Genomic DNA, 14,039 nt, shown 5'->3' on the forward strand with positions numbered 1-14,039 from the left:
TGCCCCGAAAGGCCTACAACCTGCCGTCCGTGGACTTAAAAGTCAATCAGGCATTCCCCGGTCGGTATCCCAAACCCTTGAAATCCCGTGTTTTTCAGACAATTGGCTGAAGGATGGCTGTCGCCCCGAGGTTCTTATGAGTCAAGCGTTCCTGCCGTTTTCGCGTCCGAGTATCGGCGAAGAGGAAATAACCGCCGTTGCACAAGTATTACGTTCTGGCTGGATTACCACTGGCCCTGAATGTCAGGCACTCGAAGAACAGTTCGGCGCTTATGTCGGTTGCAAACATGCCATAGCACTTTCTTCGGCCACCGGTGGCATGCATATCGCGTTGCTCGCCTTGGGCATTGGCCCGGGCGATGAAGTTATAACGCCTTCGCAAACCTGGGTGTCGACCGCCAACATGATCTCGTTGCTCGGCGCCAAACCGGTGTTCATCGACGTCGACCGTGACACGCTGATGACCGACGCTGCGCGCATCGAAGCGGCGATCACCCCACGCACCAAAGCGATCATCCCGGTGCATTACGCCGGCGCCGCATTCGATCTTGATCCGCTGTATGCGCTGGCCGACAAGCACGGCATCGCCGTCATCCAAGACGCCGCCCACGCCGCGGGCACCCGTTACAAGGGCCGTCACGTCGGCGCGCAAGGCACGGCGATTTTCTCCTTCCACGCGATCAAGAACATGACCTGTGCCGAAGGCGCGATGTTCGTCACCGACGACGAAGCGCTGGCCAGCCGCGTGCGCATGCTCAAGTTCCATGGTCTGGGGGTTGACGCCTACGATCGCCTGACCGGTGGCCGCAAGCCGCAGGCGCAAGTGATGGAACCGGGTTTCAAATACAACCTCGCCGACATCAACGCCGCGATTGCCCTGGTGCAATTGGAGCGTCTGGACGCGATCAACGCCCGCCGCACCGAACTGGCCGCTGCCTACCGGAAAAAACTCGAAGGCCTGCCGGTGCAACCGCTGGCCCTGCCCGCCTACGCGCAACAACACGCTTGGCACCTGTTCATCCTGCGCATCGACAGCGAGCGCTGCGGCATGGACCGCGAAGCTTTCATGAAAGGCTTGCAGGACCAAGGCATCGGCACCGGCATCCATTTCATCGCCACCCACCTGCACACCTGGTATCGCCAGCGTGACCCTCACCTGTACCTGCCCAACACCGAATGGAACTCGGCGCGGCTGTGCTCGATTCCATTGTTCCCCGACATGACCGATCAGGACCTTGATCGCGTGGTCGGGGCCATCGCCACCCTCATGGATAAACGCCTGTGAAACCCTATCCGATCCGCTGTGTGTCGATCGTCATCCCGGTCTACAACGAACAGGACAGCCTGCCGCAACTGCTGCGCCGTACCGAAGCGGCGTGCCGGATGCTGCGTTACGACTATGAAATCGTCCTGATCGACGACGGGAGCCGTGATGACTCTGCCAACCTCCTTGAGGAAGCCGCGACCCGCGAAGACAGTCCATTCGTGGCGGTCATCCTTAACCGCAACTACGGTCAGCACGCGGCGATCATGGCCGGCTTCGAACAGTGCAAAGGCGACGTGGTGATCACCCTCGACGCCGACCTGCAGAACCCGCCGGAAGAAATCCCGCGTCTGATCGCCGAAGCCGAAAAGGGTTACGACGTCGTCGGCACGGTGCGCGGCAATCGTCAGGATTCGGCGTTGCGCCGCTATCCATCGAAACTGATCAACCTCGCCGTACAGCGCTCCACCGGCGTCGCCATGAGCGACTACGGCTGCATGCTTCGCGCTTACCGGCGCACGATCATCGACGCGATGCTCGCCTGCCGTGAACGCAGCACCTTTATCCCGATTCTGGCCAACAGCTTCGCTCGCCACACCACGGAAATTGTCGTGGCCCACGCCGAGCGTGAACACGGCGATTCGAAGTACAGCCCGATGCGCCTGATCAATCTGATGTTCGACTTGATCACCTGCATGACTACCACCCCGTTGCGCTTGCTGAGCATTGTCGGCTTCGCCATGGCCGGGCTCGGCGTGTTGTTCGCCGCCGCCCTGATCGTGCTGCGCCTGGTGTTCGGTGCCGGCTGGGCCGGTGACGGCATGTTCGTGCTGTTCGCTGTGCTGTTCGTGTTCACCGGTGGCCAGTTCATCGGCATGGGCCTGCTCGGCGAATACCTGGGGCGCATGTACAGCGACGTGCGTGCCCGCCCGCGTTTCTTCGTTGAAAAAGTCTTGCGTGGCCAACCCGCCATGCCGCCGCGCGCCATCACCGTCGACGGCCTCTCCTCCTCCAATGATCAGGTTCTCTCATGAGCGCAAAAACTGTTGTATTCGCTTATCACGATATCGGCTGCGCCGGCATTCAAGCCCTGCTCGACAGTGGCTATGACATTGCCGCGGTATTCACTCACGCCGATGATCCGAAAGAGAACGCGTTCTACGGATCGGTTGCGCAATTGTGCGCACGCAAAGGCATTCCGGTGCACGCCCCGGAAGACGTTAACCACCCACTGTGGATCGAGCGGATTGCCAAGCTCAATCCGGACTACGTGTTCTCGTTCTACTACCGCAACCTGCTGAGCGAATCGTTGCTGGCCACCGCAAAACACGGCGCGTTCAACCTGCACGGCTCGTTGCTGCCGCGCTACCGTGGCCGTGCCCCGGCGAACTGGGTGCTGGTCAACGGTGAAACTGAAACCGGTGTCACCCTGCACCGCATGGTCAAACGTGCCGATGCCGGCGCCATCGTTGCCCAGCAACCCGTGGCCATCGAGCGCAGCGACACCGCGCTGAGCCTGCACGGCAAACTGCGCATCGCCGCCACCGATCTGCTGCGCGACACCTTGCCAGCGATGCTGCAAGGCAAGACCAGCGAAACCCCGCAGGACGAATCGAAAGCCAGCGTATACGGTCGTCGTACGCCGGCGGACGGCAAGCTGCTTTGGTCAAAACCTGCCGAGCAGCTGTTCAATCTGGTCCGCGCCGTCACCCAACCGTATCCGGGTGCGTTCTGCGCCGTCGGCGAACACAAGTTGATCGTCTGGAGCGCGGAAGTCGTCAAAGGCAATGACGGTCAGGCGCCGGGCCGGGTGATCAGCGTCGATCCGCTGCGCATTGCTTGCGGTGAAGATTCGCTGGTGATCCTCTCCGGTCAACGCAACGACACCGGTCTGTTCCTCAGCGGCCCGCAACTGGCCAATGAGCTGGGTCTGGTCGACGGCTCGCTGCTGCGCGGCGCTGAATCCGGTCGTGCGCCGCGTCGTACCCGCGTGTTGATCCTTGGGGTCAACGGTTTTATCGGCAATCACCTGTCAGAGCGCCTGCTGCGCGATGACCGTTACGAAGTCTATGGCCTGGACATCGGTTCCGACGCCATCGACCGCCTGCGCAGCCATCCGCACTTCCACTACGTCGAAGGCGACATCAGCATTCACTCCGAGTGGATCGAGTACCACATCAAGAAGTGCGATGTGGTCCTGCCGCTGGTGGCCATCGCCACGCCGATCGAATACACCCGCAACCCGCTGCGCGTGTTCGAACTCGACTTCGAAGAAAATCTGAAACTGGTGCGTTACTGCGTCAAGTACAACAAGCGCGTGATCTTCCCGTCGACCTCGGAAGTCTATGGCATGTGCCAGGACAAGCATTTCGACGAAGACACCTCCAACCTGGTGGTCGGCCCGATCAACAAGCAGCGCTGGATTTACTCCGTCTCCAAACAATTGCTGGATCGAGTGATCTGGGCGTACGGCGCCAAGGGTTTGAATTTCACCCTGTTCCGTCCTTTCAATTGGATGGGCCCGCGTCTCGATCGACTCGATTCGGCCCGCATCGGCAGCTCCCGCGCTATTACCCAGTTGATCCTCAACCTGGTGGAAGGCACGCCAATCCGTCTGTTTGACGGTGGCGAGCAGAAACGCTGCTTCACCGATATTGCCGACGGTGTCGAGGCACTGGCGCGGATCATCGACAACGACAACGACGTCTGCAACGGTCAGATCATCAACATTGGCAACCCGGACAACGAGGCCAGCATTCGTCAACTGGGCGAAGAGCTGTTGCGCCAGTTCGAAGCGCATCCGCTGCGCAGCAACTTCCCGCCGTTCGCCGGTTTCCGCGACGTCGAGAGCAAGGCGTTCTATGGCGCCGGTTATCAGGACGTCGAACACCGCAAGCCAAGCATCGCCAACGCCAAGCGCCTGCTCGACTGGACGCCGACCGTGGAAATGCGCGAGACCATTGGCAATACGCTGGATTTCTTCTTGCGCGAGGCGATGCTCGAACAAGCGGAGCTCTCTAACAAAGAGGCAGGTTGATGCAGGCCGGACTACGCATCGACGTCGACACCTTTCGCGGCACCCGTGAAGGTGTGCCGCGCTTGCTGGAAATGCTCGACGAGGCGCAGATCAAGGCAACGTTTTTCTTCAGTGTCGGCCCCGACAACATGGGCCGGCATCTGTGGCGCCTGATCCGCCCGCAGTTTCTCTGGAAGATGCTCCGTTCCAACGCCGCCGGCCTGTATGGCTGGGACATTCTGCTGGCCGGCACCGCGTGGCCGGGCAAACCGATTGGCCGTGATCTCGGGCACCTGATGCGTCAGGCCCGCGATGCCGGTCATGAGGTTGGCCTGCATGCGTGGGATCACCACGGCTGGCAAGCCAACGCCGGGCGCTGGAGCAACGAACAACTGATTGAGCAGATCCGTCAGGGCGTCGACACCTTGAGCGACATTCTCGGCGCGAAAGTCGAGTGCTCGGCCGCCGCTGGTTGGCGTGCCGACGAGCGCGTGATCGAGGCCAAGCAAGCCTTCGGCTTTCGCTACAACAGCGATTGCCGGGGCTCGCGGCTGTTCCGCCCGTTGTTGGCCGATGGCACGCCGGGCACGCCGCAGATTCCGGTGGACCTGCCGACCTTCGATGAAGTCGTCGGCCCCATCGTTGCGGCGCGGGATTTCAACGGTTTCATTCTCGATCACTTCCGTGCGCAACAGCTCAACGTCTACACCATTCATGCCGAGGTCGAAGGGATTCTGATGGCTGAAGAATTTCGTCAACTGCTGGCCGCTGCGCGTCAGCGCCACATCGACTTCACTCCGCTGGGCGATTTGTTGCCCGAGTTCTTCAACACCTTGCCCGTGGGCCGCGTGCAACGTGGCGCGCTCGATGGTCGTGAAGGCTGGCTGGGAGTGCAAGGCGCATGACCAAACGCTGGGCATTGCCGTTGCTCTTGCTGGGAATCGGTCTGCTGGCTTACCTGCTGCCACTGGGTACGCATGGCCTGTGGATTCCCGATGAATCTCGCTACGCGCAGATCAGCCAGGACATGCTGCTGAGCGGCAACTGGGTGTCGCCGCACTTCATGAGCCTGCGCTATTTCGAGAAGCCGATTGCCGGCTACTGGATGATTGCACTCGGGCAAGAGTTGTTCGGGCAAAACCTGTTTGGCGTACGCTTCGCCTCGGCACTGAGCACCGGGTTGAGCGTGTTGCTGTGCTATCTGATCGCGCGGCGCTTGTGGAACGAGCCGCACAAAAGCTTTGTTTGCGCGCTGCTCTACATGAGCTTCACCATCGTTGCCGGTCAGGCCGGTTACGCCAACCTCGATCCGCAATTCACCTTCTGGGTCAACCTGAGTCTGGTGGCGCTGTGGTTTGCCGTCGACAGTCAAACCAGCGGCAAGCGAATGGTTGCCTGGGCAGTGCTGGGGCTGGCCTGCGGCATGGGTTTCATGACCAAGGGTTTTCTCGCCTGGCTGCTGCCCGTGCTGATCGCCTTGCCGTGGATGCTTTGGCAAAAACGCTGGCGTGAACTGCTGATGTACGGCCCGGTGGCGATTGCCATCGCAATCGTCGTCAGCTTGCCGTGGGTGCTCTCGGTGCATGCGCAGGAGCCGGACTACTGGCGGTTCTTCTTCTGGCATGAACACATCCGCCGCTTTGCCGGTGACGATGCCCAGCATGATGCGCCGTGGTGGTTCTACTTGCCGCTGCTGGTGGCGTTCAGTTTGCCGTGGGCGGGATTGCTGCCGACTTCATTCAAACAAGCCTGGCAGACCCGCACTCAGCCCAAAGTCGTGTTTTTGCTGCTGTGGCTGCTGATGCCGCTGCTGTTCTTCAGCCTGAGCAACGGCAAATTGCCGACCTACATCCTGCCGTGCCTGCTGCCGCTGGCGTTGCTGCTCGGCAATGCGCTGGCCGACCGCTTGCGTCTGGAACAAGGTCGGGCGCTGAGCATCAATGGTGTGCTCAATCTGCTGCTGGGCATCGTCACGCTGATTGCCCTGGTGTATCTGCAACTGACCAAACCGGTGTACGACCACGAACTGCACAGCATGGTGCTGGTGTTCATTGCCTTGATCGGCTGGATCATCGCCAACCTGCTGCAAGCCTTCCTGCCGCTGCAATGCTGGGCGGCGCCGGCGCTGGGCAGCCTGTTGCTGATCGCCGTTTTGCCGGCAGCGATGCCCAGATCAGTGGTCGCCAACAAGATGCCGGATCAGTTCATCAAGCATCACCTCACCGAGCTGGCACAGACCGACCACCTGCTGAGCAACGACCTGGGCGCGGCGTCGGCGCTGGCCTGGCGTCTGAAAACACCGCAAGTCGCGTTGTACAACACGATAGGCGAATTGAAATATGGCCTTGCCTATCCTGACGGCATTCAACAACGGGTTGACTTCGATCAAGTGCAACAGTGGATGCGTGAGGCCCGCCGCAGCGGTTCGGTCGGCGTGGTGATGCGCGTCAAGGGGCAGGACGAACTGGACGAAATCGACAAGTTGCCAAAGGACGGCGTCCGTTTTGAGCAGGGCAACCTGGTGATCATGATCCTGCCGAAGGTGGCGTCATGAGCCTGTTGCTGCTGTTGGCCGCGTGCCTGCTGACCTGCCTTGGCCAAGTGGCGCAAAAGTACGCCGTGGAGAGTTGGCGCGGGGTCGAGTCGACGTGGACCGACAAACTGCGTTCGCCATGGTTGTGGCTGGCGCTGTTCGCCCTCGGTTCAGGCTTGCTGGTGTGGCTTGTGGTGTTGCAGCGCCTGGAAGTCGGCATCGCCTACCCGATGCTCAGCCTCAACTTTGTGCTGATCACCCTGATCGCCCGCTTCGTCTTCCGCGAACCTATCGACCGTCAGCATTGGCTCGGCGTGGCGTTGGTGATCGGCGGCGTGGTTTTGCTGGGGCAACAGACATGAACAAGCGCCGCGGAATCACTTTCGCCCTCGGCAGCGTTTTGCTGGTCAGCGCCGCGCAACTCGCGATGCGCTGGAGCATGACGCGTCTGCCCGCACCAGAACAATGGCTGCACATTGACAGCCTCGACCTGCGCGCATCGGCCGTGGTCATTGCGGCGATCTTCGCCTATGCCCTGTCGATGCTCTGCTGGCTCGCCGCCCTGCGCGATCTGCCGCTGGGCCGCGCTTACTCGCTGCTGAGCATCAGCTACGCGCTGGTGTATCTGCTGGCGGCCAGCCTGCCGCTGTTCAACGAATCCTTCAGTTTCACCCAATCACTGGGCGTGGCGCTGGTCATGCTCGGGGTCATCACCATCAACACGCGTCCGGCTCGTGCGCCCGCATTCAGGAGTGCTCCATGAAAATCACAGTATTTGGCAGCGGTTACGTCGGTCTGGTGCAAGCGGCTGTGTTGGCCGAGGTCGGCCATGATGTCGTGTGCATGGACATCGACCAGAAGAAGGTCGACCTGTTGCGCCAGGGTCATGTCAGCATTTTCGAACCGGGGCTGGCCAGCCTGGTGCGCGAAGGTCTCGATTCGAAACGCCTGCAATTCACCACCGATGAAAAACTCGCCGTGCAGCACGCTCGGGTGGCGTTTATTGCCGTCGGTACGCCGTCGCGGGAGGACGGCTCGGCGGATCTGCGCTACGTGCTGTCGGTCGGCGACGCGATTGCCCGTCATCGTGAGCAGGCGTTGATCATCGTCGAGAAATCCACGGTGCCGGTGGGCACTGGCGATACGTTGCGCACGCATATCGAAAAGGCCTTGATCAAGGTCGGCCGCCTGCTGCAGTTCGATATCGTCTCCAACCCGGAATTTCTCAAGGAAGGCTCGGCGGTTGCCGATTGCCGGCGTCCGGACCGCATCGTTATTGGTTGTGAAGGTGATGAGGTGCGCGACGTAATGCGCGACCTGTACTCGCCGTTCAACCGCAACCACGACCGCATCATGTTCATGGACCTGCGCAGCGCCGAACTGACCAAGTACGCCGCCAACTGCATGCTGGCGACCAAGATCAGCTTCATCAACCAGATCGCCGAACTCGCCGAACACTTGGGCGCCGACATCGAATCGGTACGCCAGGGCATCGGTGCCGACACGCGCATCGGTTACCACTTCATCTACCCGGGCTGCGGTTATGGCGGCTCGTGCTTCCCCAAAGACATGCGTGCGTTGATCCACAGTGCTGAACAAGCGCACTGCTCCAGCGACTTGCTGCAAGCGGTCGAGGCGATCAACCAGCGGCAGAAACACAAGTTGTTCGAGCGCATCAACGCGTTCTACAAGGGTGATCTGCGCGGCAAGACTTTTGCCCTTTGGGGGCTGGCGTTCAAACCCAACACCGACGACATGCGTGATGCGCCAAGTCGAGTGCTGCTGGAAGAACTGTGGGCGGCCGGTGCCAGCGTGCGCGCCTTCGACCCGGAAGCCATGCAGGAAACCCAGAACCTCTACCCGGACGAATCGAAACTGATGCTGATGGGCACGCCGGAATCGGTACTGCCCGGCGCCGACGCATTGATCATCTGCACCGAATGGCAGCAGTTCAAGGCGCCAGATTTCGACCTGATCAAACAACGCCTCAACACCCCGGTGATCTTCGACGGGCGCAACCTGTACGACGCTGAACGTCTGGCGCGCAACGGTTTCCACTACTTCCCGATGGGCCGTGGCGAATCGCGCAAATTGCCGATCCCGCTGCAACAGTGGCCGCATGAGTCCGACGTCGCTTGAAGCCTCTTGTAGGAGCTGCCGCAGGCTGCGATCTTTTGATCTTGTTTTTTTGAATCCAGATCAAACGATCGCAGCCGGCGGCAGCTCCTACATGAATATGATCATTCGCCTTGCAAGGCCCGCTGACGCGTTGGCCCTGCCCCTCTCCTGATATCAGTACAAATCCCCTGTAGGAGTGAGCCTGCTCGCGATAGCGGTGGGTCAGCCTAACCTATGTTGCCTGACACTCTGCTATCGCGAGCAGGCTCACTCCTACAGAGGATTTGTGGTGTGGCGGCTTGACCGGTGATGGTTGCGCGGGGAGGATGACGCACGCCCGCCAAGCATTTGAAATAAGGACATTGACCTCTTCGTGGCCACCTATTCGCGCTTCATCCGCCGGTTGATGATCAGCTCGCTGACCGTCGTCATCAGCCGCGCCCTGATCAGCCCGCTACTGACCCTGTTCCTCAGCAACAAGCTCGGCCTCAACCCGCAAGACGTCGGTCTGCTGTTGGGCATCGCGGTATTCAGCGCCACGTTGCTGTCGCTGTACGGGGGTTACATCATCGATCGGCTGGACAAGCGTCAGTTGCTGATACTGACCATGCTCTCCAGCGGCATCGGCCTGATCCTGCTGAGCTTCGCGCAGAATCTGTACCTGGTCACATTGGTGTTGATCATCAGCGAAACGGCGTCGGCGCTGTTCCTCATCTGCTCCAAAGCCATCCTCAGTGAAAACCTGCCGGTGGGCCAGCGGGTCAAGGCGTTTTCCCTCAACTACACGCTGACCAACATCGGTTACGCCGTCGGCCCGATGATCGGCGTGGTGATTGCCGGTATCCAGCCTTCGGCGCCGTTTATCGTCGCCGGCGCGATTGCCATTGGCAGCATTTTTCTGCTGGTGGGCGCAGCGAAAGAGCCTAATCCGATCGCCCCGGTCAGCCAGCCGCAAAGCTTTCTGAAAACCCTGATCATCCTGAAAAACGACCGCACGATGATCCTGTTTACCCTGGGCTGCCTGCTCAGCACGCTGGTGCACGGGCGCTTCACCCTGTACCTGTCGCAATACCTGTTGGCCACCCACACCCAGCAACAGACGCTCGACACCATGGCCGCCCTGCTCGCCTGCAACGCGATCACGGTCATCCTCTTGCAATACCAGATCGGCCGATTCCTCAAGCGCGAACACTTGCGCCAGTGGATCGCCGGCGGCACCGCGCTGTTCATCCTCGGGCTGATCGGTTTCAGCATGGCCGACAGCCTCATCGGCTGGTGCGTGGCGATGTTCATCTTCACCCTCGGCGAGATGATCATTTACCCGGCGGATTTCCTCTTCGTCGACACGCTCGCCCCCGAGGAACTGCGCGGCAGTTACTACGGCGCGCAGAATCTGGCGGCACTCGGCGGCGCTGCAAGCCCGGTAATGTGCGGGTTTCTGCTGATGCACACGCCGGCGCCGATGATGTTCTATGCCTTGAGCGCATTGGCGGCGGTCGGCGGCTATTTGTGTGTCGCCAGCGGTCGCCGCGCGGCTTCAGTGCAACAATAATGCACTCAAACTGCATTTATATGAATTTGTCAGCATCGAGATTGAACGGCACACTGTGTGCGTTCCTCCCCCAATGTTGGAACACTTCGAGGGCTTTCCGGATATGCCGGACAAGTCCTTTTTTTTGCCCGGATTTTGTAGAAGGATCAGTTTCACATGCTCGCTCGCTGGTTGCCCGCTGCCATAAACACCCGCCCAACCGAATGGAGCCGCGCCGCCATCGGCATGGCCTTGGGCACGTTGTTCAGTGTGTGGTTGTGCGCGCAGGTGTTCGGCCATGACGTCGCTTATCACCTGATCGGGCCGTTGGGCGCTTCCGCGGTGTTGCTGTTCGCCGTGTCCTCCGGCGCCCTTGCCCAGCCGTGGTCGATTCTCGGCGGGTATTTGTGTGCCGGTGTCGTGGCGCTGCTGGTCGCTCACGTACTTGGCCGAACCCTGGGCAGCGCCTGTCTGGCGGCGGGCATGGCGCTGATTCTGATGTGCTGGCTGCGTTGCCTGCACCCACCGGCGGGCGCTTTGGCGCTGACGCTGGTGCTGGCGGATCCTGCGACTATTGCCATGGACTGGAAAGCCATGGAACCGGTGATGCTCGGTGCCGCGTGCATGCTGCTCAGTGCCCTCGCCTATAACAACCTGACGCGCATTCGTTACCCGAAACGCCCCGCTGAACCGGCGCCCGCAGTAGCCCCGGTCGACAATCAGGCAATCACCGCCGAAGACCTGAAACTCGCGTTGGCCGACATGGAAGCCTTCATCGACATCACTCCCGAGGATCTCGAACAACTGATCCACGCCAGCGAACTGCATGCCAAGCGCCGCAGCATTACCGCTACCTTCACCTGACCCCTTATGTAGGAGCTGCCGCAGGCTGCGATCTTTTGATCCTGTTTTTCAAGATCAAAAGATCGCAGCCTGCGGCAGCTCCTACATGAGTCCGCATATATTTCGGGTAAGGTAAAAACGCAGACAGGCCCTGCACATATCCCCGTTGTACACGGCAAATTTGCACTGTTACGATCCGGTAACGCTCGCGCGCGAGCTTCTCGAATAAAGACAATAAAAGCAGGGAGTTACTGATGACAGCTCAGGCTTCATCCCCGCGGACCCAGTCCATGGATGCCACGCAAAACGAAGTGCTGGCCGAGGTTCGCAACCACATCGGTCACCTGACCCTCAATCGCCCCGCCGGTCTCAACGCCATTACCCTCGACATGGTGCGTTTGCTGCAACAGCAGCTAGACGCCTGGGCAACTGACACCAATGTTCACGCCGTTGTCCTGCGCGGTGCCGGTGAAAAGGCCTTCTGCGCCGGTGGCGACATTCGTTCCCTGTACGACAGTTTCAAGAGCGGCGATACGCTGCACGAAGATTTCTTCGTCGAGGAATATGCCCTCGACCTGACGATTCATCACTACCGTAAACCGGTGCTGGCCTTGATGGACGGTTTCGTCCTCGGCGGCGGCATGGGCCTAGTGCAAGGCGCCGACCTGCGCGTGGTCACCGAGAAGAGCCGATTGGCGATGCCGGAAGTGGCCATCGGTTATTTCCCGGATGTCGGCGGCAGTTACTTCCTGCCACGCATTCCCGGTGAGCTGGGGATTTACCTGGGCGTCAGCGGCGTGCAGATCCGTGCCGCCGACGCGCTGTATTGCGGCCTGGCGGACTGGTATCTGGACAGCAGCAAACTGGCCCTGCTCGACGAAAGACTCGACCAGATGGAATGGCAGGACACGCCGCTCAAGGCGCTGCAGAACCTGCTGGCCAAACACGCTGTGCAAACCCTGCCCGATGCGCCGCTCGAGGCCCTGCGCCCGGCTATCGATCACTTTTTCGCTCTGCCGGATGTGCCGAGCATGGTCGAGCAATTGCGCGCGGTGACCGTTGCCGACAGCCATGAATGGGCGACCACCACCGCCAACCTGCTGGAAACCCGTTCGCCGCTGGCCATGGCCGTGACCCTGGAAATGCTCCGGCGCGGTCGGCACCTGAGCCTGGAGCATTGCTTCGCGCTGGAGCTGCATCTGGATCGCCAGTGGTTCGCCCGTGGCGACCTGATCGAAGGCGTGCGCGCCCTGCTGATCGATAAAGACAAGTCACCACGCTGGAACCCGCCGACTCTTGCTGCGCTGGACGCTGCGCATGTCGCGAGTTTCTTCCACGGTTTTGATGAGAGCGGGAGCTGAGCCATGCACGATCTCGAACTGACTGAAGAACAAGTGATGATCCGCGACATGGCCCGGGACTTTGCCCGTGGCGAAATCGCACCGCACGCGCAGGCGTGGGAAAAGGCTGGCTGGATCGACGATGCGCTCGTCGCGAAAATGGGCGAACTCGGTTTGCTCGGCATGGTGGTGCCCGAGGAATGGGGCGGCACCTACGTTGACTACGTGGCCTATGCCTTGGCCGTGGAAGAAATTTCTGCGGGTGATGGCGCGACCGGCGCATTCATGAGCATTCACAACTCGGTCGGCTGCGGCCCGGTGCTCAACTACGGCAGCGAAGCACAGAAACAGACCTGGCTGGCGGATCTGGCCAGCGGGAAAACCATCGGCTGCTTCTGCCTGACCGAACCGCAGGCCGGCTCCGAAGCGCACAACCTGCGCACCCGCGCCGAACTGCGTGACGGCCAGTGGGTGATCAACGGCGCCAAACAGTTTGTCAGCAACGGTAAACGGGCGAAGCTGGCGATTGTGTTTGCGGTGACCGATCCGGACCTGGGCAAGAAAGGTATTTCGGCGTTTCTGGTGCCGACCGATACCGCCGGTTTCATCGTTGATCGCACTGAACACAAGATGGGCATCCGCGCTTCCGATACTTGTGCGGTGACCCTGAACAACTGCAGCATTCCCGAGGCCAATCTGCTCGGCGAGCGCGGCAAGGGTCTGGCGATTGCCCTGTCCAACCTTGAAGGCGGACGCATCGGCATCGCGGCGCAGGCTTTGGGTATCGCGCGCGCGGCATTTGAAGCGGCGCTGGTGTATTCGCGCGATCGCATCCAGTTCGGCAAACCGATCAACGAACACCAGAGCATTGCCAATTTGCTGGCCGATATGCACATGCAGATCAACGCGGCGCGGCTGATGATCCTGCATGCGGCGCGACTGCGGACGGCGGGCAAACCTTGCTTGTCCGAGGCTTCGCAGGCCAAGTTGTTTGCGTCGGAGATGGCCGAGAAGGTCTGCTCGTCGGCGATCCAGATTCATGGCGGGTATGGCTATCTGGAGGATTATCCGGTCGAGAAGTACTACCGCGATGCGCGGATTACCCAGATCTATGAAGGCTCGAGCGAGATTCAGCGGATGGTCATTGCGCGGGAGCTGAAGAACTATCAGTTGTAATGGTGTTGGCCCCTTTCCCTCACCCCAGCCCTCTCCCCGAGGGAGAGGGGGCCGACCGAGGTGTCTGGCGTTATACATCGACCTGAAAGATTGAGTCGATTATGGATTCAATAAAGCACCTTCAGGTCAGCGTACCTCCGCAGCCTTCGCTCTCCGGGAAAGGGGGCCGACCGAGGTATCTGGCGTTATGCATCGACCTGAAAGACCGCGTCGATTAT

At 60.6% G+C, this 14,039-nt stretch carries 12 protein-coding genes; all 12 read left to right on the forward strand.

What is annotated here, in order from left to right; all coding sequences use genetic code 11:
• Window positions 1–136 precede the first annotated feature (136 nt).
• The 12 genes from arnB (at window position 137) to CQ009_RS12660 (ending at window position 13,821) form a co-directional block, all read left to right on the forward strand.
• The gene (gene arnB, locus CQ009_RS12595; RefSeq protein ID WP_105706543.1) at window positions 137–1,285 is read left to right on the forward strand and encodes a UDP-4-amino-4-deoxy-L-arabinose aminotransferase; all 1,149 of its coding nucleotides are present in this window, start codon (window positions 137–139) and stop codon (window positions 1,283–1,285) included.
• A complete protein-coding gene (arnC, locus tag CQ009_RS12600; protein ID WP_064390142.1) occupies window positions 1,282–2,298 on the forward strand; it encodes an undecaprenyl-phosphate 4-deoxy-4-formamido-L-arabinose transferase in 1,017 nt (338 codons plus the stop codon). Before arnB ends, arnC begins: the two co-directional genes overlap by 4 nt.
• Window positions 2,295–4,301, forward strand: a complete 2,007-nt coding sequence (arnA, locus tag CQ009_RS12605; RefSeq protein ID WP_105706545.1) for a bifunctional UDP-4-amino-4-deoxy-L-arabinose formyltransferase/UDP-glucuronic acid oxidase ArnA — start codon at window positions 2,295–2,297, stop codon at window positions 4,299–4,301. Before arnC ends, arnA begins: the two co-directional genes overlap by 4 nt.
• A complete protein-coding gene (gene arnD, locus CQ009_RS12610; protein ID WP_105706547.1) occupies window positions 4,301–5,185 on the forward strand; it encodes a 4-deoxy-4-formamido-L-arabinose-phosphoundecaprenol deformylase in 885 nt (294 codons plus the stop codon). Before arnA ends, arnD begins: the two co-directional genes overlap by 1 nt.
• The gene (gene arnT / locus CQ009_RS12615; protein ID WP_105706549.1) at window positions 5,182–6,834 is read left to right on the forward strand and encodes a lipid IV(A) 4-amino-4-deoxy-L-arabinosyltransferase; all 1,653 of its coding nucleotides are present in this window, start codon (window positions 5,182–5,184) and stop codon (window positions 6,832–6,834) included. The genes arnD and arnT overlap by 4 nt, the downstream gene beginning before the upstream one ends.
• Complete coding sequence (gene arnE / locus CQ009_RS12620; protein WP_064390150.1) at window positions 6,831–7,175, forward strand: 4-amino-4-deoxy-L-arabinose-phosphoundecaprenol flippase subunit ArnE; 345 nt, start codon at window positions 6,831–6,833, stop codon at window positions 7,173–7,175. The genes arnT and arnE overlap by 4 nt, the downstream gene beginning before the upstream one ends.
• Window positions 7,172–7,576, forward strand: coding sequence for a 4-amino-4-deoxy-L-arabinose-phosphoundecaprenol flippase subunit ArnF (arnF, locus tag CQ009_RS12625; RefSeq protein WP_105706551.1), 405 nt, complete (start codon window positions 7,172–7,174; stop codon window positions 7,574–7,576). Before arnE ends, arnF begins: the two co-directional genes overlap by 4 nt.
• The gene (locus CQ009_RS12630; protein WP_105706553.1) at window positions 7,573–8,952 is read left to right on the forward strand and encodes a UDP-glucose/GDP-mannose dehydrogenase family protein; all 1,380 of its coding nucleotides are present in this window, start codon (window positions 7,573–7,575) and stop codon (window positions 8,950–8,952) included. Before arnF ends, CQ009_RS12630 begins: the two co-directional genes overlap by 4 nt.
• 352 nt (window positions 8,953–9,304) lie before the next feature.
• Window positions 9,305–10,483, forward strand: a complete 1,179-nt coding sequence (locus tag CQ009_RS12645) for an MFS transporter (RefSeq protein ID WP_105706555.1) — start codon at window positions 9,305–9,307, stop codon at window positions 10,481–10,483.
• Window positions 10,484–10,639: 156 nt separating this feature from the next.
• Window positions 10,640–11,326, forward strand: a complete 687-nt coding sequence (locus tag CQ009_RS12650; protein WP_064390156.1) for an HPP family protein — start codon at window positions 10,640–10,642, stop codon at window positions 11,324–11,326.
• 233 nt (window positions 11,327–11,559) lie between these two features.
• A complete protein-coding gene (locus tag CQ009_RS12655; protein WP_105706557.1) occupies window positions 11,560–12,666 on the forward strand; it encodes an enoyl-CoA hydratase/isomerase family protein in 1,107 nt (368 codons plus the stop codon).
• Between the two features lie 3 nt (window positions 12,667–12,669).
• Window positions 12,670–13,821: an acyl-CoA dehydrogenase family protein gene (locus tag CQ009_RS12660; RefSeq protein ID WP_064390160.1), complete on the forward strand. Its 1,152-nt coding sequence runs from the start codon at window positions 12,670–12,672 to the stop codon at window positions 13,819–13,821.
• Window positions 13,822–14,039 lie beyond the last annotated feature (218 nt).

Origin of the sequence: Pseudomonas sp. MYb2 (assembly GCF_002979955.1) — a bacterium.
GTDB lineage: Bacteria > Pseudomonadota > Gammaproteobacteria > Pseudomonadales > Pseudomonadaceae > Aquipseudomonas.